This is a genomic window from Archangium violaceum (assembly GCF_016887565.1).
GTDB classification, from domain to species: Bacteria; Myxococcota; Myxococcia; order Myxococcales; family Myxococcaceae; genus Archangium; species Archangium violaceum_B.
On record NZ_CP069396.1, the window covers coordinates 7699043 to 7722422 of the forward strand.

A 23380-nucleotide genomic window follows, 5' to 3' on the forward strand; every position below is an offset into this window, starting at 1 on the left:
CCACACGCGCACCAAAGCGTGGCGAGAAGCGTGAGGGCACACAGCCTGGCGGTCGTGGGAGTCGGAGGAATGCGCGCGGTGGGCAGCATCCCCCAAGTATCAAAGAGCGACGGGCCGGATGGATGAAGTCCTGGGTGGGCAACCGACCGCCCCTCTGAGGCGGCCTTGACGCCGATGCGTCTGAGATATATCTAAGCAACATCTAGATAGCTCTTACGGGGCTCGAAAGGACGCACCATGCGAGGCAGACACGGAAGAAGGCGGGACGAAGCAGATCACTGGCAGAGCGAGCGGGATGACCACAGGGGACGGCATGGACATGGCGGGCGCCACCGCATGTTCGAGGGCGGCGAGCTGCGCCTCGTCCTGCTCCACCTCATCGCCCAGGAGCCCCGCCACGGTTACGACCTGATCCGCGCGATCGAAGGGCTCAGCCGCGGCGAGTATGCACCCAGCCCAGGGGTGGTCTATCCGACGCTCACCCTGCTCCAGGACATGGGCCTGGTCGGCGAGCCGGATACCAACAACCAGCGCAAGCTCTTCTCCATCACGGAGCAAGGCCGAGCGCTGCTCAGCGAGAACGCGAAGGTCGTGGAGGCCCTGCTCCAGCGGCTCGGGGCCGCCGCGGAGATTCGCGAGCGGACTGACGCCGCCCCGGTCCGGCGCGCCATGCACAACCTGAAGAGCGTGCTGTTCGACACGCTGTCGGCCGGCGCCGACAAGAAGATCGTCCTCGAAGTGGCGGCCCTGATCGACGAGGCCGCGCAGAAGATCGAGAGGCTCCGCTCATGAATCGCCAAGACGCTCAGGGCAGACAGAGAGAGGACCGCGCGAGCGCCGCTTCGCGTCCTGCTGGCAGGGAGCAGTTCGCTGGGGCCAACGCCGGCGAACCGGGCACGCCTCACCAGATCGTTCGCGTGCGCCACGAGCTCCGGCGGCGCAAGCTCGTCGTCAGCGGCGTGGAGTCCCTGACCCCCCGCATGCGGAGAATCCGCTTCACGTCGCCCGAGCTCGCGGATTTCCACAGCCCCTCGCCAGACGACCACGAATGGGTCGTGCGCGGGGAGCCGAGCGCGCACGACGGCGAGCTGCTGCGTCGCGCGCTCGCCGGATTCTCTCCTCCCTCGGGGGACGGCTTCGTCTGGATCGCCGGCGAGGCTTCGCTCGTTCACGAGGTGCGGGCTCTCTTCGCCGAGGAGCGCCGACATCCGAGTGAATGGATCAAGGCGGCATCCTACTGGCACCGCGGTGCGCATGACGGGCGCAGCAACCCAGTCAAGTAGGCAAGTATCCAAAGGGAACGGAGCCGTCGCATGCGATCCAGATTGATCGAATCGCTCGTTGTCTGTGTCGTGCTGGTAGCTCTACTTTTCGCCGCGCCCGGAGGAGCCGCGCAGCCCACGCCGAAGCGCGCACTGCTGATACTCTCGAAAACCACCCATACACTGGCGATTGTGGATCCAGCCAACCTGAAGGTCATCGATCGCGTGCCCGTGGGACCGGATCCGCATGAGGTGATCGCGTCTTCGGATGGAAAAACGGCCTACGTTTCCAACACCGGGTTCGGCCGCTTCCACGAGCTCAATGTCATAGACCTCATCGCGAGGAAAGCGCGGCCCAGCATCGATACCGCACCGCTGATCGGCCCACACGGATTGGCATTCGTTGGCGGAAAGCTGTGGTTCACGGCCGAAGGTGCGAAGTCCATTGGCCGCTATGATCCGACAACGGCCCGAGTCGACTGGCTCATGGGCACCGGCCAGAACCGGACGCACATGCTCCACGTCACCGCGGATGAGAAGCAGATCTACACCACGAACGTGGACTCCGGGAGCGTCAGCATTCTGGAGAATGTCCTACTCCAGCCGACGGTACCTCCAACGGGAGTCCTGCCTCCCGGGGCTCAACCCCGCATGGACTGGATCCAGACCGTCATTCCGGTGGCCCAGAGCTCCGAGGGTTTCGATGTCTCACCCGACGGGCAGGAGTTGTGGACAGCGAGCCCGACGGGAGCGCTGTCGATCATCGACATCTCGGCCAGGAAGGTGACGGCCACCGTTGACGCGAAGCTCCCCGGTGCGCACCGGCTGAAGTTCACCCCGGATGGCAAGCGTGTGCTGATCGTGAGTGTTCGAACTGGAGAGCTGGTCATCTTCGACGCCGGATCGCGTCAGGAAGTAAAACGGCTGAACATCGGCCGTGGCGCGGCCATGTTGGTGGACGCCGAGGGCGCACGCGCATTCGTGTCCTGCACTCCTGACAACTACGTCGCCGTCATCGATCTCGAGACGTTGGAAGTGACCGGCCGCCTCGATGTTGGCGGACGGCCGGACGGTCTGGCCTGGGCGGTGCAACGTCCAGAGTAGCCGCTCACCCCGTCAGTTCATCCGCTGCGCGGGGGCGCACAGCCTCGCGCTCAGCGTGGCCACGGGGGTCTCCCAGTGGTGTTCGAACCGGAAGCCGAGGAACTGCTGGGACGCGCGGCCACGGCGGTACGCGGCCCCCACCCGCCGCAGGAACTCGGACCGCCCGACGCCGGACTGCGGAGCCTTGAAGTGTTCGACCGCGCTGAACAGCAGGATGAGCTTCGCGGTGTGGATACCCAGGTTGCCCAGGGCGTACGCCTGCAGCTCCATCTCGCCCATCACGTCCGTGGCGTAGCCCGTCAGCACGTGCAACAGGTCATGCGTCTCGCGGTAGCGCTTGCCGATGAAGTCGATGTCGTTCTTGAGCTCGAGCGTCGTCTCGAAGGGCGAGATCTTGTTGTCGCGGAAGTAGCGCGCGAACCCATGGCCGAGCGTGCCCTCGGGCAGGCGCTCGAGCGCGTCCAGGTCCAGTTCCTTGCCCTGCAGGGAGGGACGCTCGGACAGCATGCGGCGCCCCTCCTCGCTGCGCCGGAGTTGCTGGGCCAGCGATGCGTAGACGTTGAGGTCCAGGCAGATGTTGATCAGCTGGCCGCAGGTAGGATTCGTCGGGTCGTCCTTGAGCACCTCCAGGCACTGGCGCGCCACGCGCAGACGGGTGAACAGGGAGGCGTTGTCGGGTAGCGACAGGGTGTTGGGATCGCTCATGGGGTTCCTCCAAGCGTGACTTCCAGGCCCGCGAGATCGTCGCCCTTGCGCCAGTTCCGCAGGACTTCGATGAACTCGAGCGTGCCGCCTCCGAAGGGGGCGTTGCGCATCGCGCTCGGGGGGGGCAGGACTCCCTCGTTGTTGAAGTAGCCGGGCGTGCATTCGACACCACCGACGGCGGCCATCTTCGAGAAGTGGCCGAGGATCACCTCCCACCACTGCTGCTGCGCCTGCTCCGTCGCTTCGATGGTCCCGATGCCCTGCTTCAGGCAACGCCCGATGATGTAGGCGGCGTGTTGCGACTGCTCGTTGAGGATGTGAACGAAGTTGATCGCATGACCGCTCTGGGTGAGGCTGAACATCAGGAGGTTCGGATAGCCGCGGCTGTGCATGCCGTGCAGCGTCGCCGCGCCCTCGGCCCAGCTGTCGCGCAGGGACTTGCCGCCGCGCCCGCGAATGTCGAAGCCCAACCGACGGGTGTATTCGCCCGACAGCTCGAAGCCCGAGGCGTAGACCAGGCAGTCGACCTCGTATTCCCTGCCCTTCACCACCACGCCGGTGGGAGTAATCCGCTCCACGCCCTTGCCCTCGGTATCCACGAGCTGGACGTTGGAACGGTTGAACGTGTCCAGGTACTCGTCGTGGAAGCAGGGCCGCTTGCACATCTGGTTGTAGTAGGGCTTGAGCGCCTCGGCCGTCACCGGATCCTTGACGACGGCGTCCACCCGCGCGCGGATCTCCTCCATCTTGCGGAAGTCCACCATCTGGCGGAGCTCGGCCGCCGCCTCGGGGGTCTCGGCGCGGCGGAGCTCGGTATCATCGAAGATGTAGGTCCATCCGTCCCGCACCATGTCCACGTCCTGCTGGTTACCAGTGACGATCGAGGTGAAGTTGAGGATGCGCTCCTGCTGCCAGCCGGGCTTGAGCGTCTTCACCCAGGCCTCGTCGGTCGGCTGGTTGTTGCGCACGCCGACGCCCGAGGGCGTGCGCTGGAAGACATACAACTGTTTGGCCGAAGCCCCGAGGTGGGGGATCGCCTGGACCGCGGTCGCGCCCGTGCCGATGATGCCCACGCGCTTGTCGGCCAACCGGGTCATGCCGCCCATGGGGCCGCCGCCGGTATAGGCATAGTCCCACCGGCTCGTGTGGAAGCTGTGGCCCTTGAAGGTCTCGATCCCCGGGATGCCGGGCAGCTTCGCCTTGTGGAGGATGCCGCCGGCGATGATGACGAACCGCGCCGCGAGCCTGTCGCCCCGGTTGGTGGTGACGCTCCAGCGCCGGGCGTCCTCATCCCAGTCCATCTGCTCGACCTGGGTCTGGAACAGCGCCGCCTTGTAGAGGTCGAACTGCCGGCCGATCCGCTGGCAGTGGGCGAAGATCTCCGGCGCCTTGGCGTACTTCTCCTTCGGCATGTAACCGGTCTCTTCGAGCAGCGGCAGGTAGATATAGGATTCCACGTCGCAGGCGGCGCCCGGATAGCGGTTCCAGTACCAGGTGCCGCCGAAGTCGCCCCCCTTCTCGACGAGGCGCAAGGACTCGACCCCCGCCTGGCGCAGCCGCGCCGCCGCCAGCAGGCCGCCGAAGCCACCGCCGACGATCAGCACATCGATCGTCTCGGTCACCGCCGGACGGGTGAAGCCGGGCTCGACGTAGGGGTCCTTGTCGAAGTCCGCGTAGACGCCGCTGAGGTCGCGGTACTGGGCGTTGCCGTCAGGACGCAGCCGCTTCTCGCGCTCGAGCAGGTACTTCTCCTTCAGCGCTTCCGGAGAGAACGAGGCCTCACCCTTCTTCGTCGCATTCATCCGTGCACTTCCTTTCCAACCGACTGTCGCGGCGCATGTACACGGCCGTGTACATCCTGGACATAACCCAATGACTGTCGTAAGTAAACAGCCGTGTACATGTCCGGCCCAAGCGAGCCCAGGAGAGCGACGCGCCAGCGCGATGCGGAGCGCACGCGCATCGCGATCCTCGACGCCGCACGAACCCTGTTCTCCACGCGAGGTTTCGCCCACACCGGAGTACGCGAGGTGGCGGAGCTCGCCGGGGTGAATTCCTCGCTCGTCGGCCGCTACTTCGGCTCGAAGCAGGGGCTGTTCCAGGCGACGTTGGAGCGGATGATCGACATCACCCCGATGCTCCACGGAGATCGGCGCCGCTTCGGCGTGGACATGGTGGCGGCCTTCTTCGACGCGCCGGACGCACCGGGCCCGCTGGCGATGATGATCCTCTCGGCGGCCGACCCCGAGGCGCACGCGGCGAGCGTCGAGCTCCTCCAGACGAAGGTGATCACCCCTCTGGCCCGGTGGCTGGGACCCCCGGACGGCGAGGGGCGAGCGGCGCGGCTCAGCATCCTCTGGACCGGCTTCCTCACCAGTTGGAAGCTGCTGCCCATCCAGTCGCTCACCGGAGCGCGCCTCGCCTCCACCCGCCGCTGGCTGGAGGCCGCGACCCAGGCGATCGTCGATGAAGGCTCGGCCTGAGCGTCACCGCCGCCACGAGTCTACTGAGTGAAGGAGCAAAGACATGAAGCCAGCCGCGAATCCGTTTCACCCTGACCTGCAACGCGCAGCGCGCCTCATCCCGAAGGTCACGGTGACCCGGCCGGTGCTCGCCGTGATGCGGTTCCTCACCCGCCTCCAGCCGACGCCCCGCGCCCCCGAGGACGTGGCCGTGGAGGACGTGCGGGTGCCCGGGCCCTCAGGGGGGCAGCCGGTGCGCGTGCGGACCTATCGGCCCCGGAGGGTCCGGGGACGGACGCCGGCGCTCCTGTGGATTCACGGGGGCGGATACATCCTCGGCCGGCCGGAGATGGACGATCTTCTTTGCGTCGAGTTCGCGCGTGAGCTGGGCATCCTCGTGGCCTCCGTGGACTACCGGCTGGCACCCGAGCACCCCTTCCCGGCACCGCTGGAGGACTGCTACGCGGCGCTGCGATGGCTCTTCGCCCAGGCGGGGGCGCTCGGCGTCCTCCCCGAGCGCATCGCCATCGGCGGGGCGAGCGCCGGCGGAGGGCTCACGGCGGCACTGGCTCAGCTGGCGCACGACCGCGAGGAGGTCCGGCCCGCCTTCCAGCTGCTCGTCTACCCGATGCTGGACGACCGCACGACGACGCGCACGGACATCGACGGCACGAACCACCGCGGCTGGAACCAGGGCAGCAACGTGTTCGGCTGGCGGTCCTATCTGGGACGCGAGCCGGGTGGCGCGCAGGTGCCGGCGCATGCCGTGCCCGCGCGGCGCGAGGACCTCTCGGGACTCCCTCCGGCCTGGTTGGGCGTGGGCACCTGCGACCTCTTCCACGACGAGGACCTCGCGTACGCCAGGCGCCTGCAGGCCGCCGGCGTGCCGTGCGACGTCACCGTGGTGCCCGGCGCCTTCCACGGCTTCGACGTCATCACTCGCGGCGCCGGGGTGGCGCGCGAGTTCCGTGGGGTCTACACGGCCGCGCTCCGCCGAGCCCTGTTCCCGGCGCCCGGCGTCACGGAGCTCGCGAAGTCAGGCTGATACAGCACGCCCTCAGGCGGCGAGCGCCTTGTCGATGGCGGACAGCACCATGGGATCGTCCGGCGCCACGTCCGGCGCGAAGCGCGCGACCACCTCGCCGTTCTTGTCGACCAGGAACTTCTCGAAGTTCCAGAGCACACCCGGCTCGGGGTTCGGCGTCATGCCATAGCCCCGCAGCCGCTCGCGGAAGTTCTCGCCAGGCCGCGAGGCCGCCTTGGGGAACCGCTGGGTGAGCTCGCGGTACAGCGGATGGATGTCCGGTCCGGTCACCGTGATCTTCGAAAACATCGGGAAATCCACGCCGAAGGTGGACCGGCAGAACCCCTGGATCTCCTCGTTCGTCCCTGGCTCCTGGCCGGCGAAATCGTTGGCCGGGAAGCCCAGCACCACCAGGCCCTTGTCGCGGCGTTCGGCGTAGAGCTTCTCCAGGGCTTCATACTGCGGCGTCAATCCGCACTTGGAGGCCACATTGACCACCAGCAGGACCTTGCCGGTGTAATCGCCAAGCCTGGCGTCATTGCCCGTGATGGTCTTCAGGGGTACGTCTTGGATGGCGGTCGACATGCGGATTCCTCCCTCAGCGCGGTGTTCTCGTCTCGAGGCCTGGCTGCGGTATCCGATACTGCCGGTCCAGGTTCAAGCCCTTCCGCTCACATGTGCGGCGCCGAGCTGTAGACTTGGCCCATGACATGGGAGCAACTGGTCAAGCTGGGTTGCCAGCTGCCCGAGGTGGAGGAGGGCATCTGGTTCCGTACGCCGGCACTCAAGGTGCGCGGCAAGTCATTCGTCCGCTTGAAGGAAGACGGCGAGTCAGTCGTGTTCCTGTTGGAGAGCGTCGATGAGCAGGAGTTCCTGATCCAGGCGCTGCCAGAGCTCTACTTCATCACGGACCACTACCGGGGCTGGCCCGCGGTGCTGGCGCGGCTCTCGAAGCTGCGCGTGCCGGAGTGTCGGCGGCGGCTCGAGCAGGGCTGGCGGCTCAAGGCGCCCAAGACGCTGGTGAAGCAGCGTGAAGCCCCGCGCGGCCCACCTCCTCGAACTTCGCCTCGCGGAAGGTCGAAACGAAGCCCATGAAGCAAGAGAGGACTCAGGGATGCTCCAGCATGGGGAGCGGCATCCCTTCCCTTGCCACGTACGAGACCGTCACCAGGGTGCCGGCACGGGCGTCACCCTGCACGGAGGAATAGGAGGCTCCATTCCAGAGCACCGGCTCGGGCGCCATCAGGACCTGCTCGCGAAACTGTTCCAGCTCCTCCTGGTTGGGGTGCGAGGTCTCCAGACGGCACAGAGAGGCACCGCAGTGCACCGACTCCAGCCGGGAGGTGGTGAGGATGCGCGCCAGTCTGGCGCGGGCCAGCTCCTCAGCCTGCCGGCTCCACTGGGGATCTCCCGGCTCGGCGTGGACCGCCTCCTCCAGGTTGGCCACCACCTCCTGCTCGGACGGCGGCGCCGGGTGGTCCGGCGGGGCCGGCGAGACCGGGCGCTCCACCCCATCACCGGAGGCGGGCGGCTCGGTGGGGAGTGCCTGGGTCTGGCCCGGCGCGAAGACGGGCGGGCGCGCCACGTCCCGGGAGAGGCGCTCCAGTTGGGCCCGCTGCTCACCCAGGGCCCGGGTCGCCTCTCGAAGCTCGCGGCGGGTGGCCTCGAGCTCCGCCTGCTGTTGCTGGCGTTGCTCCTCCAGCGAGGTGTGTTCCAGCCACTGCCAGCCCAGGAAGGCCAGCAGCACGGTGATTCCGGCCAGGATGGGGGTGCGCTGCATCGCGAGTCTCCCGGGGCGGTGGCGAAGGAACTAGTTGTCCCACTGGATGGAGTAGATCTTGGCGTTCTGCGCCAGGTTGCACAGCACGTAGAGCGAGCTCTTGGTGTCCGTGAAGAGCGTGCCCAGCTCGATGGTCTGCGGGCTGCCCGCGGCCGGCAGCGAGACCCAGCTTCCCGCGTAGATACCGGTCTGGGTGTTGGCGGTGGCCGCGATCCGGCAGCTCACATCGCCGGTGGTGGCCCCCTGCGCCATCACGGAGAAGGTGCGATACCCGGCGGTGCCAGAGAACGGCAGGGCCACGATGAAGGACTTCGTCGTGGTGCAGCTGTTGGCGATCCACCCGTAAGCGTAGACGGGGCAGTTATCGTCCGCCGTGCCGGAGGCCTTCATGGCGGCCCCTCCAATTCCACTCGCGTGGGCGGGGGTCGCCTTGGCAGCGAGGGCGAAGGCGGCGGCGAGGGACAGGGTCTTCAGGGCGGTCTTCATGGCTTGCTCCGTTGTGGTGGGTTCATCCGTTGAGAACCGCGAGCGGACAAAACGGGCAAGCGAGCGCTTTTTTCTTCAGGGCTCCGGCACGAATACGCCCCCGCTCGGTGACTCCGGACACCAGGTGGTGACTGCCGTCACCATGCCGCGTGATGCGGGAGGACGGGCGTGCGCGTCCCAAGTGACTGATTTTCCGGGAGGAGGGATGCCCGGGCATGCGTGGGCGGTGGGGCAGAGGTTGGCATGCGTCCTGCTCCTGGTCCTCACATGCCGCGCAATGGCGGCCCTGGCGTGTTCCACACGCCCCACGCCCGAAAGCAGCCACGCCATGTCCATCTCCTCCATCTCCCACCGTCCCGTCATCGCCTCCCCCATCGAGACCGTGTCCTCGCCAGTTCAGCGGGTGGAGAGCACCCCGGCCTCGCGGCCTGGGAATGACCTGCGGCAGAAGCTCATGGCGGACTCCTTCGAGCAGGGCCCGGGCAAGCCAGGCGCGGTCTCGGGTGTCTTCGAGAACACCTTGAATCAGGTGTCGCAGGCGCTTGGCGACCTCATGCAGCTGCTGAAGGGCCTGGAGGGACAGGGAGGCCAGGTCGGCGACCTGGGCGAGGGACCGTGGGACCTCGCGTCCGGAGTGGATGGCTTCTCGGTGGGCGGAGTGGGCGGCGCGACCGACACCCAGCCCCTGGGTCCTGGCTCCGACGCGGGTCCCGGGTTCGGCGCGCCATCCGCCGGGTCCACCGACCCGGTGAATCCGAGCGAGCCGTGGCTGGCCAAGAACAACGTCGGCTCGCCCTACAACAGCAACATGCGGCTCATCGAGCCGAGCCAGAAGAGCCAGTACAAGTACACGAACACGTTCACCAACAACACGAACGAGCCGCAGACCATCACCCTCTGGAACAAGACGGGCGGGAACGGCAACCCGAACGACGGACAGAACTTCGACAAGAGCACGCCGAAGAAGTTCACGCTCCAGCCCGGCGAGTCGCGGATCGTGGCGTTCGACAGCAACAGCAGTGTGGCGTGGTGCGCATCGAAGGACGGCACGGCGAATCCGGGCGCGAACTCCGGTCAGACCTGGGGCGAGGCGACTTTCGCGAACGCCGCCACGGGCTGGAGTGGCTACGACACCAGCCAGATCAGCCCCGCGGGCCACAATGGCAGGATGTCCATCACGAACGAGGCCACGGGCCACACCGTGACGGAGGCCAACGCCTGGCAGACGCCCTCGGATGACCCCGCTGGCCGCGATGTGGGTGTCCCCGCCGGCCCGCTGAACCTGGTCACGACCTTCAGCTGAGGATCAGGCCGGCCGGCGCCGCCCCAGGGAGTGCCCAGGGGCTGGACGCCGGCCAGCGCGGTGGCTCAGTTCCGCTTGAAGCCGATGGCGTCGGCGTGGCCGTCACCCGTCACGTCCGCCACCGCGCACACATCCTGCGCGAGGCAGAGGCCGGTGCTCCACAGCCAGCTATAGCCGTTGAAGCTCCCGCCGCTGGAGGTGGCGGCGTACACCGTGCCCTGGCTGCCGCGCACGAAGGTGACGATGTCATCGCGGCCGTCACCATTCACGTCGCCCACGGCCGGAATCTCGCCGCTGTAGGCGAAGTCGCTGTGCCACAGCCCGGCGCCGCCGAAGCTGGAGCCGGTGGACAGGGCCACGTACACATCACTGGCGGAGCCCTGGGTGAAGGTGACGATGTCGTCGCGGCCATCACCGTTGAAGTCGCCCACCTTCGGCGTCTCGCCACTGTAGGCGAAGTCGCCGTGCCACAGCCCGGCGCCGCCGAAGCTGGAGCCGGTGGACAGGGCCACGTACACATCATTGGCGGAGCCCTGGGTGAAGGTGACGATGTCGTCGCGGCCGTCACCGTTGAAGTCGCCCACCTCGGGCAGCTCGCCGGTATAGGCGAAGTCGCCGTGCCACAGCCCGGCGCCGCCGAAGCTGGAGCCGGTGGACAGGGCCACGTACACATCATTGGCGGGGCTGTGCGTGAAGACGACGATGTCATCCTTGCCGTCGCCATTGACGTCTCCCACGCGGGGAGTCTCTCCGTCGTAGGCGAAGTCGTCGTGCCACTTCCAGCCACTGCCGTTGAAGCCGGTGCCGGTGGAGAGCGCGACGTAGACATCATGGGCGGTGCCCCGCGTGAAGGTCACCAGGTCCTGCCGGCCGTCACCGTTGAAGTCACCGGTGAGGCAGACCTCGTTGCCGATGCAGAAGCCATCGTGGCGGGCCTGGCCGCTGGAGAAGCCGGAGCCGGTGGAGCTGCCCACGAAGACGTCACCGCCGCCGCCGTACAGGCGAGCCAGGCCAGCCACGTCGCCCTGGCTCAGGTTGCCCCCGTTGTTCCAGGTCGGGTTGCAGTAGGCCATGAGCGAGCCCTGATCGAAGTTGCCCACGTACATGTCGCCGTTGGTGCCCTGCGGCGAGTCCGTGCAGCTCGACGGCTTGTCACCCCGGTTCTGCTCGTGGGCCAGGCTCAGGGCATGGCCGAACTCGTGCACGCCGATGGCCTCGATGCAGTAGCGCCGCCCCGAGTCCCCCACCGTCGCCGTGTTGCAGCTGCCGTAGCCCCAATTGTTGAAGGTGAAGTTGAGCACCATGCCGTTGGCCATGCCGTTCAACCCGCGGCCCAGGGCCTTCACCCGCGGATTGTTGTCGGACGTGGTGTCGGAAAGCTGGATACGGATGCCCGACGAGAACACGCTGCACTGGCCCCAGCCGGTGAAGTCCACGTGGAAGAACGGCTGTCCCTCGAAGCGCGCCTCGACGATGCTGCGCACCCAGCCCTTCTCGGTGTCGAAGCCGGTGCTGTCCCAGCACACGGGGATGCTGGCCACGCCATTGCTCATGGACCACGCATTGCCGTTGTGGATGTACGAGGCATCCTTACGCGAGGCGAGCTGCTCGCCGGTGGCGGGCTGCGATTCCTCGGGGGCGGGACCTCCACAACCCAGGGCCCACGAGCCCGCGAGCACCGAGACGGTCAGGTTGAACAGTCCGTAGGTACGACGCTGCATATCTGTTTTCCTTGGTGGATGAGAAAGCATGAAGAACATGCGCCGTCTGCTCTGTCGGCGACATGTGCGCACCGAGGTGTGTCCGGCTTGCGAGGACACAGGTACAGAATCGCGCGAGCGTCCGTGAGGGCCATGCAGTCAGGCGCTCTGCCCATGCAGTGAACCGGCCCGTCACGCCCGTGAGCTGTCTGGGGGTCGCACCAACTCCGCCGGGTACGGTGCGGCGCCCGGAGTGGTTGGGCTGACGTCTTGCGCGCGTGACTGCTCGATCAGGTCGAGCGCGACGCCCACCGTCGTGCCAACCACGCGGTTGACCCACCGGACCATCCCATACGAGCCCGAGACAGCCAGGTCATGGAGCTCGTGCACGCCCCGGACGGGGACCGCGATCGGGGGCACCTTCTCCAGCAGCTCGAAGGGCTTCGCGGCGGTGCGCTTGTGCACCTGCTCCACCGCCGTCGCGCCCTTGTCCACCGCGTCCCGTACCAGCTCCATCAATCCGTGCCACTTCTTCATGGAAGCTCCTGTTCGCACCAGGCCCTCACCTGGGCATAGACAGCCGCGTGGTGGGCCAGGGCGATGTGATCCACCCCCGCCACGACCTTGACGTTCTCCTGCGGAAACACAGGCGAGCGGTCCTCCGGCTCCGCCCGTCCCGCGGCGCTCGCCAGGGGCACCACGCCGTCTCCGAAGAGCATCGAGAGCAGGTGGCGCTCGTCGTTGCCCAAAGAGCCAACGAGCAGGTGATGGGACAGCTCCGGGAGCAGCGGGACGGGGTGGCGGCGGTTCTGGAGGCGCGCCTCGCCCTCGGTGCCCTCCCAGTCCTGCTTCACCAGGTTCCCGTATCCCAGATCCTTCACGCCGCTGCTGCGCAGGTCGACGACGTCCGCCACCAATTGCGTGTAGGGATTGGGAATCGCTCGCAACACGTGGCTCACCGCCCTGCCCGCCCGTTCGAGCGGCGAGCCCAGGTGCGGTACGCCCAGGTAGAGGGCGCGGCGGACCCGGGACAGCCAGGTGTGCCCCGCCTCGGCGGCCACGTGGCACGCGCTGCGCACCACGAGCCCGCCCATGCTGTAGCCCACCAGGATGAGTTCCTCGACGGGGACGGGGAAACAGGCCACCAGCGTCTCCAGCAGCCGGGCCAGGGCCTCGCCGTTGTCGGAGATGTGCAGGCCCGTGTTGTAGCGGAGGTAGAGCGGCGTCACGCCCTGGTCCCGTTGCAGCAGCGCGCCGTAGGTCACCGCGGGCTCGCCAGGGAAGGACCAGACGGCCTCGGTGACGGCGAGCCCATGTACCCAGAGCGCCAGCCGGCCCGTGGGCGCGGGGTACGCACGCAGGAGCGACTCCCGGTCCAGCCGCACCGGGTGCCCGTCGAGGAAGAGCTCCATCGGCGTGGCCAGCCCGTTGTTCTGGCGGTGGAGGTAGTCCCCCAGGACGCCGTTGAGGACCCCGAGGGCGAACTCCAGCTTGCCGCCACCAGCCCGGGCGGCGGGCAGCGGCGCGGAGAGCGCTCCGGCGGGGACGGGCGGGGCCAGGTCGGTCTGCACCGCTGGAGCTTCAGTGTCTTTGGGTGTCATCAAGGTTCGCTCGCGGCGGACCATGACACGGATGACGCACCGCGTAAATCCTGCGGCCCATGGACGGAAAGATGGAGGCGCCTCAGTCGAGCCCGCGCTTCCCCACGGACCAGTACGCCTTGACCTTCTGCGGCGCGCCCACGCCGTCCGCCCGGAGCCGCGCGCGCAGCGCCTGGATGGCCTGCGCCCGACCCGTCATGACGAGTTGCGCGCCCGGCCGCCGCTTCAGTGCGGCGCCCAGACGCTCCGCCACGGCGGGCAGGTGTCCCTCGTCGGACGCGCGCTCCACCACGGCGCTATCCGACAGCTGGAACTCCCGCAGCACCGTCTCGGACTCGTCTCGGGAGGAAACCTCGAACACCTGCTCGACGCCCTCCGCGCCGGCCCGCAGGTTCCGCAGCGTGTGGGCCACGGCGAAGGACGTCTCGTCTCCGAACAGCACCACGGGCCCCTGCAGGGACATGAGCGCCAGGGAGCCGCGAGGCCCCATGAACTGGCAGCCGTCCCCCACCCGCACGTTGCGGCCCCACTCCGCGCCGGGGCTGTTGCCATGGAGGTAGACGAGCAACTGCGTCGCCCCGCGAGCCGCGTCCCACGCCAGGGGCGTGTACGTCCGCATTCCCACGCGCGGAAAGAACACCTGCACCTTGTCCCCCGCGCTCCAGGAGACGTCGCGCAGCGCCTCGCCTTCCAGCTCCATCCAGCGGAAGCGAGGTGAGATGTCACGCACCTGCGCCACCCGCGCGTCGCGGAACAGGAACCGCCCCAGCATGCCTCCGAGAATCGCCTTCCCTGACGCCATTCCGTGTCACTCCCGGGGGCACCCTGCCCCCCTTCATGCGTGCCATCCTCGCACCGGCCCGCCAGAGCGAGCATGAACTCGTGTGACGGGAATATGAAGAAGCGTGAAGCACCCAGGGGCCATGCGGTTCATTCGGGCCTGCCGGCCTTGAGCCGTTTCATCCACCGGAGCAACAGGCCGGATGAAGTTCCCGCATAGGCGGATGCCGCGTGGATCCGCACTTCCACCTGCGTGCCACCCTCCGGCGCACTGAGTATCCGCAGTGCTCCACCCTGGCGCCTGGCGCGCTCGAACATGCCCTTGATGCCGTAGCGGCCCGGCTTGCCGTTGTGGCTGGCATGGATGGGGTCCAGGCCCATGCCGTCATCCTTCACGCACAGGCTCAAACAGTGCTCGTCATAGCTCAGGGACACGGCGATGGACCGGGCCTTCGCGTGGTGTACCGCGTTGGCCACCGCCTCCCGGGCGATCATGAGCAACTCGTCGCGGACGGCGGCGCGCAGCGGCCGTTCGTCGCCGGTGACGGAGACGTTGACGAGGTGCTTTCCATCCGCCAGTTCCCGCGCCGCACAAGCGAGCGCTGTGCCGAGCGGCCCGTCGGTCGTGCGCAGCTCGGAGACCCGGTCGCGCGCGGCGGAGATCACGCCCTCGGCCTTCACGATCGCGCGCTCCATGCTTTCGTTGAGCTCGGGGTCGACGATGCGCCTGGCCAGGCTGTCGAACTGAAGCACCAGGCCTTGCACGCCCTGGAGCAGCGTGTCGTGCAGTTCCCGGGCAATCCGCTCCCGCTCGCGGTGGCGCTCTTCCAGTCGCAGCTGGACCTGGTTTTCGATGACGCGGGCCCGCATCCGGTACGCGCTCCAGGCGATGGCCAACAGAGAGACCACACAGGCAACGGCGAAAGCCTTCGTCTGGACCAGGGTGGGCTCGATGGTGAAGTCCAGCGCGGCACCGGTTTCGTCCCACACGCCGTCACCGTTGGAGGACACAACGCGGAAACGATAGCGACCGTGGGTGAGATTGGCGTAGGTCGCCTCGCGCAGCGAGCCGCCGTCGTGCCACTCGCCGTCCACGCCCTCCAGCCGGTAGCGGAAGCGTGCCCGGTCCGCCGCCGCGAGCGTGACGGCGGTGTAGCGCAGCGTCACGCTGTGGGTACCTTCCGGCAGATGCAGGTCGTCCCCAGCGAGATAGGTACGGTCGCCGGCCCGCACGCTTTGGATCTCGGTCCGGGGCGGGCGCTCGTTCCTGAGCAACGCGGCCGGGTCCAGCCACGTGACGCCGCGGTTGGTCGCGAACCACAACCGACCGCGCTGGTCCCGCACCGCCGTGGGGACCGGGCCCGCCTGCAAGGCGATGCCGGGCAGCCCGTCGCGCCAGTCGAACAGGCGGTAGTTCAGCGCACCGCCGGGCCGCGAGAACATCCTTTCGATGTCGCCAGCCTTCACCTGGACCACGCCCCGCCCGCCGTTCATCCACAGGTCTCCGTCCGGCGACTCGACGATGCCGGTGATGAGACCAAAGGCGATGTCCCGGCTCGCCAGAATCGTCGCGAAGCGCTGGCCGTCGAAACGCGCGACCCCGCTCTCGCCGGCGACCCACAGGTTCTTGTCGGTCGCGTGGATCGTGGTGGCGCGGCCGATCGCCAGCCCATCACCCGCGCCGTATCGGATCGAGTGGCCGCCGGACCACCGGACCACTTCGTCCTCGAACGCCAGCCAGACCACGTTGCCGGGACCGAGCGCCATGGCGTTGGGGGCGGGGCTGTCGCCGAACCGCCTTTCGGGCTGGATCCCCTTGGGTGTGGCGACGAAGATCCCGTGGCCGACGATGGACAGCCACATGCCGTCCTCGCCGTTGGGCATGAAGGCCATCACATGCGTCTCAACGGCTCCGGCGGGGAGTTCGAACTTCCGCAGCGTGTCGCCTACGCGCCGAAACACCTCCCGTCCGTTGAACCACCACAGCGCGCCATCGGCGGCGAAGATGGCCGTGCGGGTCGGTACCGGACCCCCGTAGGCGCGAGGTGGGGCGGGAGGGTCCACCACCAGCGCGGTCCGCTGATTGCCCGCCATCACCCGGGTATCCAGAACCGCGAGCGTAAAGCCCCCTTGAGACGCTGACGACAGCTCGGGGATGTCATGCAAGCGCTTCTTCTGGAAACTCGCCAGCCCGGCGTTCGTGCCCACCCACACGGTGCCCTCGGTGTCCTCGATCACCGGCACCACCACCGGGGAGGCCAGTCCATCGGGCTGCTCGAACTTCTCCAGCGGGTCCGAGGGGCGCAGGCCGCGCCCGGTCGGAATGCTGGCCGGGGTGGGCAGTCGCCAGATGCCGGCACCCCAGATGGTGAGCCAGAGGCTGCCGTCGCGGGCGAACAGCATCTGCTTGGCCCGTGCGAAGGCAGGCGCGCCCGCCGTCGAAGACGACGAAGATGAGCCGGATGTCGGCGGAGCCGCTGAAGACACGGGTGCGGTGCCCGGCGGGACGGACCGGGCATGATCCGGCAGAGGACGCGTCCCTTGGAGCTCCTCGCTCAGCCAAAGCCGACCGTCGAGGTCCTCCGCGAGCACGGCATCCCGGGAGATCGTTTCTCCCGTGTCCTGGAACCGCCGCTCCCCCGGGCGGAGGAAGACCAGCCGGCGTGGCGTGCAGACCCAAAGCACGCCGCGCCGATCGACGTAGACATATTCCGCGGCGCCGTCGTCGTAGCCCCATTCCCGGCCCACGACATGCCATTGCCCCTCCTCATACCTGGCCAACCCGCCCGCGGCGGCGGCCCAGAGCGCACCGTCCGGGGTGCCGGCGAACCTCAGCACACGGCCGGGCGGCATCCCCTCTCGGGGGCCGAAGACGGTGGAGCGGCCATCACGCAGTCGCGCCGCACCTCCGGCGAAGAAACCCAGCCAGATGTCACCGTTGGGCAGCACCTTCAGCGCGTTGATGTTGGAGGAGGGCAGCCGCTGCCCCTCCCGCAGCGGATAGCGGTCGAAGCGGACACCATCGAATCGATAGAGGCCCATGCCGGTGCCGAGCCAGAGGTATCCCGTGGGCGCCTGCGCCAGCGTCCAGATGTCGGCGGGCGCGCCGTCGTTTACCGGGAGCGGGGTGTAGGCGTAGTGATCGAGGGACGTGGCCGCGGCGTCGCAGGGGCCCAGCGATGCGGCCAGTGCGAGCAGGAGGGTGATGATGGACGACCGGGGACGCATGGAGTCTCGGGCAGGCGGCGAAGTATGGCCGATCGCGCACGGTGCTTCCATTCAGGGGATGCAGCAAGCCCGGTCCGAATGGTGCATCAGTCCTCTCGGTGGCTGGCGTCCTTCGAGAGCCATTCCGACATTCTGGAGCTCGCCGCGTCGATCAGCCCAACGTCCCGGCCTGCCGCGGAGGCTAATTCCAGCCCGGCAGCTGCTCGCGCGTCACGACGTTGCTCGAGGTGTAGAGGTTCTTGATCGATTCCCCCGTCGTCCGCCCAGGCCAGGATCGCCAGCAGCCTGATCGACCGTCACCCCCAAACCGCCGGATGACCTTCAGCGGTTTTTTCCGTGCGGTGTGATAGGGTGCCGGCAGATTTCCATCAAGGAACGTCCCATGTCTCATCGCCGATGGCTGACCGCCGCGCTCTGGTCAGGCTCGTTGGTCGCGGCCTTTTTCATCGGTAGTCTTGTCAGCAAACTTCAGGCCGACACCCCGGAGCGCCCCCCCTCTGCCTTGATACAGGGACTGCCTCCCCATTGGGAATCCGCGACAGCGGAACTTACCCGCCGTGTCCAGGCCGCTTTCCCGATAGGCAGCAGCGAGGCGGCTATGGCTTCAGCTCTTCGAGCGCAAGGGTTTGAGCTACAGACCTGGAACGCCAGGCCGGGCGAGGAGAAACGGGCCGACCGAGACCATCACACCGTCTTTTGCCGGATTCGGGCGTCTGTCCTCTGGCGGATTGACGACGCGGGGAAGCTCACCGAGCTCAAGGCCGACTATCGCGAAGCCGGTTGCCTTTAGAGCGTCTTGGTTTTGTCGGTCGGATTTTCATCCATGACCTGATGCCGGGCAGCGCGAAGAGAACCAGCGGCTCTTATCCTTCCCCCCATGAGCGAGACATGGAGGCGGGCGGACACCGGACGTCGTTCCTCGCGCGGGCGGAGGACGCGCTGATGGGGACGTTCGCCCTCACCCAGCTCGTCGCGGACCGGGTGAAGGCGCCTGTCATCGCCGCCGGTGGCATCTCCGACGCGCGCGGCATCCGCGCGGCGCTCACGCTGGGCGCACAGGCCGGGCAGCTCGGCACCGCGTTCCTCGCCTGCGAGGAGTCCGGCGCCACGCCGAGCACCGCGCCGCCCTCTTCAGTGACAAATCGCACCACACGGTGCTGACGCGCGCCTTCTCCGGACGGCTGGCGCGCGGCCTGCGCAACCGCTGGAGCGAGGATCGGCGGGGTCAGCGCACCTCGAATTCGTAGATGCGCGTCGCCGGGTCACCGTTCTGGGTCGGGGTGGTCACGTTGAACTTGATGTAGCGCGCCGAGGTGGCGCTGATCGAGTGGGTCGAGGTGTTGGCGGTGTTGTTGGTCACCGTCACCGGGGTGCTCCAGCTGGTGCCGTTGCTGGAGGTCTGGATGGTGAAGGCTTTGGTGTTCCAGGTGCTCGATTCTCCGCCGGCGCCGGCATGCTTGACCACGAAGCTGCTGACCGTCTGCACCGAGCCGAGATCGACCTGCAGCCAGGACTGAGAGGTCAACGAGCAGAACTTGTCGGTGGTGCCGCCGGAGACGCTGCCGTTGACCGCCTTGGCCGGCGTTTCGCTGCTGTTGCAGGCGCTGGAGCCGGTCGCCGGTTTGTTGAGCGCCAGGTTGACGTTGCCGACGCCAACCGAGACGGTCTGGGTCTTGGTGTGGCTGGCGCCGCCGTTGTCGGTCACGGTCAGGCTGACGTTGTAGTTGCCGGTGCTGGCGTAGACATGGCTGGGGTTGATCGCGGTCGAGCCGCTGCCGTCGCCGAAATTCCAGCTGCGCGAGGCGATGCTGCCGTCGATGTCGCTGGAGGAGTCGCTGAAGTTCGCGGTCAGTCCGCTCACGCTGACGCCGAAATTGGCCACCGGCGGGGTGTTGCCGCTGACCGCGGTGTTGATCGCCGCCGCGTACTGCGCGGTCGTGCCCTGCGACCAGCACAGCTGGATATCGTCATACAGCCACATGAAGCCGCCGATGATGCCGGCGGTGGCCTTCCAGTTGCTCATCTTGCTCTGCACCGTGGTCGGACTGTCGCCGCTGCCGCAGCCGGTGCCGTGGCGCGACCACAGGCCCGGGTCGACGGTCATGCCCATCGCGGTGTTCCAGCTCGCCGGATTGTTGCCGGCGCCTCCGTCGTACACCTGCAGGTAGATGGTGTCGACCGCGCTGCCGAGGTTGTCCTTGAGGTTCTTCCAGAAGCTCTGATTGGTGTAGGGCGCGAAGGAGATCTTGTAGCCCTGGCCGATCAGCATCTGACCGAACTGGGTGGTCGGGGAGAGGTCGTAGGCGCTCTCGTCGTCGAAGTTGACCGCGTCGGCGCCGGTGACGGTCTTCAGCGCCTGGAAGTTGCGGTACAGGATGCTGTTGCTGCCGGTGCCGCAGACGATGGTGCTGCCGCAGCCGGCGGCGGTGCCGTTGACCAGCCTGGCCATGCGCTCGAAATCGGGAACGCTCCAGGCACCGATCGACACTTCGATGCGATTGACCGAGGTCGGCGCGGTCTTGAGCGTGGCCAGCCGCGTCGGCCAGGCCGGGTCGCCGATGTAGGCGCCGTTCTTGACCACCGGGATGTCGTTGTAGACCAGGTCGCCGTTGTCCTCGATGTGGAAGCTCCACAGGATCACGGTGGTGAAGCCCGAGTTGCGCAGGTCGTCCATCACCGCGGTGCCGCCGGAATAGAACGGGCCGCCGCCGTAGATCGCCGAATCGGCATGGGCCGTCGGCGCGATCGCGGCCAGGGCGAGGACGGCGAGCGCCGGCCAGGCTCGGCGGGCGGAACGGAGGCTGGACGAGAGTTGCTTCGACTTCAACATGGTGCGATCCCCTGCAATGAGCGTCGTGGACGCGATGGCATCGATGCGCGCCGTACGTGCTGCGGGACTGCCCGCGGCGCGATCGCGCGCTCCCTGTCGCCGACCTCGGCGACGGGCCAACATTGCGAGCGCCGAAATCCGAGTGTCAACAGGTTAATTCAATTTAAACGGGGAGATAATGTTTTACCCGGGCGCTGGTCGGGTTTTTGCCTGGCAGCTCGAGACCAACCTCACGCCGAGCGCTTCGACGCGCGATAGGCCGCCCACGCGCCGGTCGACCAGAGCGCACAGGCGACGAGGACGGGCTGGAAGAAGAGCCGGATGAACCGCGCCCTGTCGGTGTCGAGACCGAACGCGTCGATGCCATTGGCGTACTGCGAGATGTTGCCCGGGAAGACCGCGACGAAAAACGCGGCCGTCACCCACCCGACGTGCGGGCGCAGGCGGCGCGCGAAGATGAGCGCCGCGCCGAGCACGAGCTCGACCACGCCCGAAGCGAGGACGACGAAGTCGGCATCGAGTGGCACCCACTTCGGAACCTGTGCCAGGAACTCGGTGCGGGCCCACGTGAGGTGGCCCGCACCCGCGAGGAGCAAGGAGGCTCCCAGCCAGATGCGTGCAAGGGTCTTCAGGAGACTGGGGGCTGCCACGGCAACGTCTTGAGACATGAATCCTCCAAGGAAAGTTCGTGAATGCTGGCCGGCAAGCCGTGAGCAGCGGATGCCCCTCAGCGCTCGCAACTGACCTCGCCCGGCGCGTGGATCACGCGCGTCAGGGCCTGAAGGTCCTCGCGGAGCTTGATGATTTGTTCGAGGGAGACACCGACGCTGCAGACGAGCTTTCCAGGGTTCGGGCTGGCAGGCGTCGACATGGTGGACTCCTTCTGCTCGCGCGGCGCGCGGCTCGGTCGCCACCCATATTGCTTAAAATTAAATTGCATGCAACCTATTTCGAGGTTCGCGCTCCGCACCGCCGTCTCCAACACGAAGCACCCGCCGCGCCCCCTCCGACTCGTCGCCTCCCGCCAGGCACGACGTCTTCAGGACCAGCACGGGCATCTTCAGCTTGGAGCGAAAGGCCGCGCGGTTCCGTCGGCTTCGCGGATTAGAAGCAAGCTGGGCGGTATACGGTGCATTCACGAATGACGAACGAGCCGTCGGGATTCTCTTCAAAGGGAATGCAGGAGGAGGAGGAGGAAAGGCAGAAGGGGTCGGCTACGACCATCATTCCAGTCCCCAGCAGCATCGCCCCCAACACGCCCAGGCCGAGCGCGATCTTATTGGGACGTAGGTATCCAATAACCAAGGCGATGACCCATCCGATGCCCCCCATCAGACTCAAGGACTGCGCCCACCTGGTGGGGATTTCGCTGCAAATAAACACCCAAGTGAGCACCGCCAGGCACACGAGTGAGGTAGCCGCCGGCAGTCCTTGCAAACTCCTCTTCGGTTGGCGATACGCACTGAAAACAAAGGACATACGGTGAGCCTCATCAATCTCCGAGTCTCATTGTACGAGAGGTGCTCGCAGACTTGAAGTAACAAGCTGGGCCAGCGGGAGCGCTCACGACTGCCCACTTCCCCATCGAGTCGTTCACGAGGCCGACTTCGCCACGCACGAGCAGGCTCGCATGGCGCTCTTCGACGTAACCGGGGCAAGCCCCCCTGCCTACTGGAGTCGCACGGGATCGAACACGAAACCGCCACCAGGAATGCTGCGGACACGCCCGAGACCCGGGAACGGGAAGTGGTAGCCGTGCAGGAGTGTGTCGGAGCGATCACTTGCCTCCTGCAGGATGGCGCGGCGGACAGCGACAGTGTGTTCGGGCTCGACGTCCGCCAAGAACCGCCACTCCGGGTGGCGGAAGGACAGGACGTGGTGAGCCAGGGCGTCGCAGCTGAGGATCACCCTCTGACCATCCGATTGCACTTGTAGACCGATGTGTCCAGGAGTGTGCCCCAGCAAAGGGGCCACGTTGACCCCACGTGCCAGCTGCACATCCCGGTCGACCAGCAGTACCCTTCGCTCGATGAGCGGAAAAATCTGCCGGGTGAAGGTGAGGAAGAACGCGCGGCTGCCTTCGTCCAGATTCGGGGTAGGACGCTCTTCCCGCCAAAAGTCCCACTCTTCTCGGGCGAAGACGATCTGCGCTTCGGGAAAAGCGAGCTCCCTTTCCGAGTTGATGAGGCCACCCAGGTGATCGGCACTGGCGTGAGAGATCACGATGGTGTCTACATCCTCAGGGCGGTACCCCGCAGCCCGCAGCGAGGCTTGCAGATGCCCTGCGGTGCGCCGCCCGTCCGGTGTCGGGAGTGCACCAAACCCAGTGTCTAGTAGGACCAGCCGGTCCCGCGAGCGCACCAGTACTGGACTGATCTGACTGCGGACTACGTCGACGGGTAGACCCGCCTCTTGTAACAGCGGCTGCCACTGCGCGGCTGGTACACCGAGGGCGTAGTTCGCGGCCGGTAGCTCCACGAAGCCGTCATCGAGGACCAGCAGTTCCAGGTCCCGGCCGACTCGGTGGCGAAAGAACCGGCGGTCGGCAGACCGCCTGGGCTGGGCTGCGTTGGCCGCGGGAGCGCTCTCACAGGAGAGGAAAGAACCGGCAACGCCGGCCGCCGCCAGCCCCAGCGCCTGCCGGCGCGAAAACCCGGCGGCAGCCGAGGTGTTGCGAGTGTCCGTTGCTGAATCAGTCATGACAGGGCTCCTTGAATCGTGCAGCGGAGGACGGCGCTACCCGCTTCGTTGCCGCCCAGGGCGAAGGCTGGGTAATACGGTCGGGCAAGCTGTGCATCACCCCGAATGAAGCCAGCCCCGGCCACGGGGAGGGCGTGCGCGGGGGACAGCTCAAACATCCTCAACGGCCAGCCGCTCCGGTCTGAAGTCGGATGGCTTCATGAGCGCCTGCACCCGCGTCCAGACAATCCCAGCAGCGACCGCCCTGCACCCCGGCCTCGTGCCCCATCGCGCGGTGTCGTCGAGCTCGCGTCCGTCATCGCTTCATCTCCTTCTCTGCAGGGTGTTGGCCGCGGCCTACAGGTCCGGCGCCCCCTGTTGTCTCGAGCCTACAACCCCCGCACCGCCGCCTCGTCGTTTCGCGGGTTTGGCGTTG

General features: G+C 67.3%; 23 protein-coding genes. 8 read left to right on the forward strand and 15 right to left on the reverse strand.

Going from position 1 to position 23380, the window contains the following annotated elements:
• Nucleotides 1-336: 336 nt before the first annotated feature.
• The 3 genes from JRI60_RS30515 to JRI60_RS30525 are packed head-to-tail and all read left to right on the forward strand — an operon-like array spanning nt 337 to nt 2366.
• Complete coding sequence (locus JRI60_RS30515; RefSeq protein ID WP_204219435.1) at nt 337-792, forward strand: PadR family transcriptional regulator; 456 nt, start codon at nt 337-339, stop codon at nt 790-792.
• Nucleotides 789-1283, forward strand: a complete 495-nt coding sequence (locus tag JRI60_RS30520) for an SIP domain-containing protein (protein ID WP_204219437.1) — start codon at nt 789-791, stop codon at nt 1281-1283. Before JRI60_RS30515 ends, JRI60_RS30520 begins: the two co-directional genes overlap by 4 nt.
• A 42-nt stretch (nt 1284-1325) precedes the next feature.
• Nucleotides 1326-2366: a YncE family protein gene (locus JRI60_RS30525; protein ID WP_204219439.1), complete on the forward strand. Its 1041-nt coding sequence runs from the start codon at nt 1326-1328 to the stop codon at nt 2364-2366.
• A gap of 12 nt (nt 2367-2378) precedes the next feature.
• Here JRI60_RS30525 and JRI60_RS30530 read toward each other — a convergent pair whose 3' ends face one another.
• Together JRI60_RS30530 and JRI60_RS30535 are read right to left on the reverse strand one after the other, a co-directional pair.
• The gene (locus tag JRI60_RS30530) at nt 2379-3071 is read right to left on the reverse strand and encodes a Coq4 family protein (RefSeq protein ID WP_204219440.1); all 693 of its coding nucleotides are present in this window, start codon (nt 3069-3071) and stop codon (nt 2379-2381) included.
• Complete coding sequence (locus JRI60_RS30535; RefSeq protein ID WP_204219442.1) at nt 3068-4873, reverse strand: flavin-containing monooxygenase; 1806 nt, start codon at nt 4871-4873, stop codon at nt 3068-3070. The genes JRI60_RS30530 and JRI60_RS30535 overlap by 4 nt, the downstream gene beginning before the upstream one ends.
• A gap of 99 nt (nt 4874-4972) precedes the next feature.
• On the opposite strand from JRI60_RS30535, the gene JRI60_RS30540 reads away from it, so the two are divergent.
• A complete protein-coding gene (locus tag JRI60_RS30540) occupies nt 4973-5554 on the forward strand; it encodes a TetR/AcrR family transcriptional regulator (RefSeq protein WP_204219444.1) in 582 nt (193 codons plus the stop codon).
• Between the two features lie 43 nt (nt 5555-5597).
• Entirely contained in the window at nt 5598-6578 is a 981-nt protein-coding gene (locus tag JRI60_RS30545; protein WP_204219445.1) for an alpha/beta hydrolase, read from the forward strand.
• 12 nt (nt 6579-6590) lie between these two features.
• On the opposite strand, the gene JRI60_RS30550 is transcribed toward JRI60_RS30545, so the two are convergent.
• The gene (locus tag JRI60_RS30550) at nt 6591-7142 is read right to left on the reverse strand and encodes a glutathione peroxidase (protein WP_204219447.1); all 552 of its coding nucleotides are present in this window, start codon (nt 7140-7142) and stop codon (nt 6591-6593) included.
• Between the two features lie 120 nt (nt 7143-7262).
• On the opposite strand from JRI60_RS30550, the gene JRI60_RS30555 reads away from it, so the two are divergent.
• Complete coding sequence (locus JRI60_RS30555) at nt 7263-7652, forward strand: MmcQ/YjbR family DNA-binding protein (RefSeq protein WP_204219449.1); 390 nt, start codon at nt 7263-7265, stop codon at nt 7650-7652.
• Between the two features lie 13 nt (nt 7653-7665).
• Here JRI60_RS30555 and JRI60_RS30560 read toward each other — a convergent pair whose 3' ends face one another.
• Nucleotides 7666-8337: a hypothetical protein gene (locus JRI60_RS30560; protein WP_204219451.1), complete on the reverse strand. Its 672-nt coding sequence runs from the start codon at nt 8335-8337 to the stop codon at nt 7666-7668.
• 30 nt (nt 8338-8367) lie between these two features.
• Entirely contained in the window at nt 8368-8823 is a 456-nt protein-coding gene (locus tag JRI60_RS30565; RefSeq protein ID WP_204219453.1) for a hypothetical protein, read from the reverse strand.
• Between the two features lie 328 nt (nt 8824-9151).
• Between JRI60_RS30565 and JRI60_RS30570 the strand changes: the two genes are divergently transcribed.
• Nucleotides 9152-10126, forward strand: coding sequence for a hypothetical protein (locus JRI60_RS30570; RefSeq protein WP_204219454.1), 975 nt, complete (start codon nt 9152-9154; stop codon nt 10124-10126).
• 65 nt (nt 10127-10191) lie between these two features.
• Here JRI60_RS30570 and JRI60_RS30575 read toward each other — a convergent pair whose 3' ends face one another.
• From JRI60_RS30575 to JRI60_RS30595, 5 genes are all read right to left on the reverse strand, one after another.
• Entirely contained in the window at nt 10192-11847 is a 1656-nt protein-coding gene (locus tag JRI60_RS30575) for an FG-GAP-like repeat-containing protein (RefSeq protein WP_239469804.1), read from the reverse strand.
• 171 nt (nt 11848-12018) lie between these two features.
• A complete protein-coding gene (locus JRI60_RS30580; protein ID WP_204219456.1) occupies nt 12019-12363 on the reverse strand; it encodes a hypothetical protein in 345 nt (114 codons plus the stop codon).
• A complete protein-coding gene (locus tag JRI60_RS30585; protein WP_239469805.1) occupies nt 12360-13397 on the reverse strand; it encodes an esterase/lipase family protein in 1038 nt (345 codons plus the stop codon). Before JRI60_RS30585 ends, JRI60_RS30580 begins: the two co-directional genes overlap by 4 nt.
• A gap of 112 nt (nt 13398-13509) precedes the next feature.
• A complete protein-coding gene (locus JRI60_RS30590) occupies nt 13510-14229 on the reverse strand; it encodes a siderophore-interacting protein (protein ID WP_204219460.1) in 720 nt (239 codons plus the stop codon).
• Nucleotides 14230-14357: 128 nt separating this feature from the next.
• Entirely contained in the window at nt 14358-17435 is a 3078-nt protein-coding gene (locus JRI60_RS30595) for a sensor histidine kinase (protein ID WP_204219461.1), read from the reverse strand.
• Between the two features lie 888 nt (nt 17436-18323).
• Here JRI60_RS30595 and JRI60_RS30600 point away from each other — a divergent pair.
• A complete protein-coding gene (locus JRI60_RS30600) occupies nt 18324-18596 on the forward strand; it encodes a nitronate monooxygenase (RefSeq protein ID WP_239469806.1) in 273 nt (90 codons plus the stop codon).
• Between the two features lie 64 nt (nt 18597-18660).
• On the opposite strand, the gene JRI60_RS30605 is transcribed toward JRI60_RS30600, so the two are convergent.
• From JRI60_RS30605 to JRI60_RS30625, 5 genes are all read right to left on the reverse strand, one after another.
• Complete coding sequence (locus JRI60_RS30605) at nt 18661-20265, reverse strand: PKD domain-containing protein (RefSeq protein ID WP_204219463.1); 1605 nt, start codon at nt 20263-20265, stop codon at nt 18661-18663.
• Between the two features lie 230 nt (nt 20266-20495).
• The gene (locus JRI60_RS30610; RefSeq protein ID WP_204219465.1) at nt 20496-20933 is read right to left on the reverse strand and encodes a DoxX family protein; all 438 of its coding nucleotides are present in this window, start codon (nt 20931-20933) and stop codon (nt 20496-20498) included.
• A 59-nt stretch (nt 20934-20992) separates the two neighbouring features.
• A complete protein-coding gene (locus JRI60_RS30615) occupies nt 20993-21136 on the reverse strand; it encodes a hypothetical protein (protein ID WP_204219467.1) in 144 nt (47 codons plus the stop codon).
• A gap of 233 nt (nt 21137-21369) precedes the next feature.
• The gene (locus JRI60_RS30620; protein WP_204219468.1) at nt 21370-21744 is read right to left on the reverse strand and encodes a hypothetical protein; all 375 of its coding nucleotides are present in this window, start codon (nt 21742-21744) and stop codon (nt 21370-21372) included.
• A gap of 189 nt (nt 21745-21933) precedes the next feature.
• Nucleotides 21934-22965 (reverse strand): MBL fold metallo-hydrolase, encoded by a 1032-nt coding sequence (locus JRI60_RS30625; protein ID WP_204219470.1) that lies wholly within the window; start codon nt 22963-22965, stop codon nt 21934-21936.
• Between the last annotated feature and the right edge of the window lie 415 nt (nt 22966-23380).

Excerpts from the sequence above, each read along its gene's own strand:
- JRI60_RS30515 (WP_204219435.1), top strand. The coding sequence starts at position 337 with ATGTTCGAGGGCGGCGAGCTGCGCCTCGTCCTGCTCCACCTCATCGCC.
- JRI60_RS30520 (WP_204219437.1), top strand. The coding sequence starts at position 789 with ATGAATCGCCAAGACGCTCAGGGCAGACAGAGAGAGGACCGCGCGAGC.
- JRI60_RS30530 (WP_204219440.1), bottom strand. The coding sequence starts at position 3,071 with ATGAGCGATCCCAACACCCTGTCGCTACCCGACAACGCCTCCCTGTTC.
- JRI60_RS30535 (WP_204219442.1), bottom strand. The coding sequence starts at position 4,873 with ATGAATGCGACGAAGAAGGGTGAGGCCTCGTTCTCTCCGGAAGCGCTG.
- JRI60_RS30540 (WP_204219444.1), top strand. The coding sequence starts at position 4,973 with ATGTCCGGCCCAAGCGAGCCCAGGAGAGCGACGCGCCAGCGCGATGCG.
- JRI60_RS30545 (WP_204219445.1), top strand. The coding sequence starts at position 5,598 with ATGAAGCCAGCCGCGAATCCGTTTCACCCTGACCTGCAACGCGCAGCG.
- JRI60_RS30550 (WP_204219447.1), bottom strand. The coding sequence starts at position 7,142 with ATGTCGACCGCCATCCAAGACGTACCCCTGAAGACCATCACGGGCAAT.
- JRI60_RS30555 (WP_204219449.1), top strand. The coding sequence starts at position 7,263 with ATGACATGGGAGCAACTGGTCAAGCTGGGTTGCCAGCTGCCCGAGGTG.
- JRI60_RS30560 (WP_204219451.1), bottom strand. The coding sequence starts at position 8,337 with ATGCAGCGCACCCCCATCCTGGCCGGAATCACCGTGCTGCTGGCCTTC.
- JRI60_RS30565 (WP_204219453.1), bottom strand. The coding sequence starts at position 8,823 with ATGAAGACCGCCCTGAAGACCCTGTCCCTCGCCGCCGCCTTCGCCCTC.
- JRI60_RS30570 (WP_204219454.1), top strand. The coding sequence starts at position 9,152 with ATGTCCATCTCCTCCATCTCCCACCGTCCCGTCATCGCCTCCCCCATC.
- JRI60_RS30575 (WP_239469804.1), bottom strand. The coding sequence starts at position 11,847 with ATGCAGCGTCGTACCTACGGACTGTTCAACCTGACCGTCTCGGTGCTC.
- JRI60_RS30580 (WP_204219456.1), bottom strand. The coding sequence starts at position 12,363 with ATGAAGAAGTGGCACGGATTGATGGAGCTGGTACGGGACGCGGTGGAC.
- JRI60_RS30590 (WP_204219460.1), bottom strand. The coding sequence starts at position 14,229 with ATGGCGTCAGGGAAGGCGATTCTCGGAGGCATGCTGGGGCGGTTCCTG.
- JRI60_RS30595 (WP_204219461.1), bottom strand. The coding sequence starts at position 17,435 with ATGCGTCCCCGGTCGTCCATCATCACCCTCCTGCTCGCACTGGCCGCA.
- JRI60_RS30600 (WP_239469806.1), top strand. The coding sequence starts at position 18,324 with ATGGAGGCGGGCGGACACCGGACGTCGTTCCTCGCGCGGGCGGAGGAC.
- JRI60_RS30605 (WP_204219463.1), bottom strand. The coding sequence starts at position 20,265 with ATGTTGAAGTCGAAGCAACTCTCGTCCAGCCTCCGTTCCGCCCGCCGA.
- JRI60_RS30610 (WP_204219465.1), bottom strand. The coding sequence starts at position 20,933 with ATGTCTCAAGACGTTGCCGTGGCAGCCCCCAGTCTCCTGAAGACCCTT.
- JRI60_RS30615 (WP_204219467.1), bottom strand. The coding sequence starts at position 21,136 with ATGTCGACGCCTGCCAGCCCGAACCCTGGAAAGCTCGTCTGCAGCGTC.
- JRI60_RS30620 (WP_204219468.1), bottom strand. The coding sequence starts at position 21,744 with ATGTCCTTTGTTTTCAGTGCGTATCGCCAACCGAAGAGGAGTTTGCAA.
- JRI60_RS30625 (WP_204219470.1), bottom strand. The coding sequence starts at position 22,965 with ATGACTGATTCAGCAACGGACACTCGCAACACCTCGGCTGCCGCCGGG.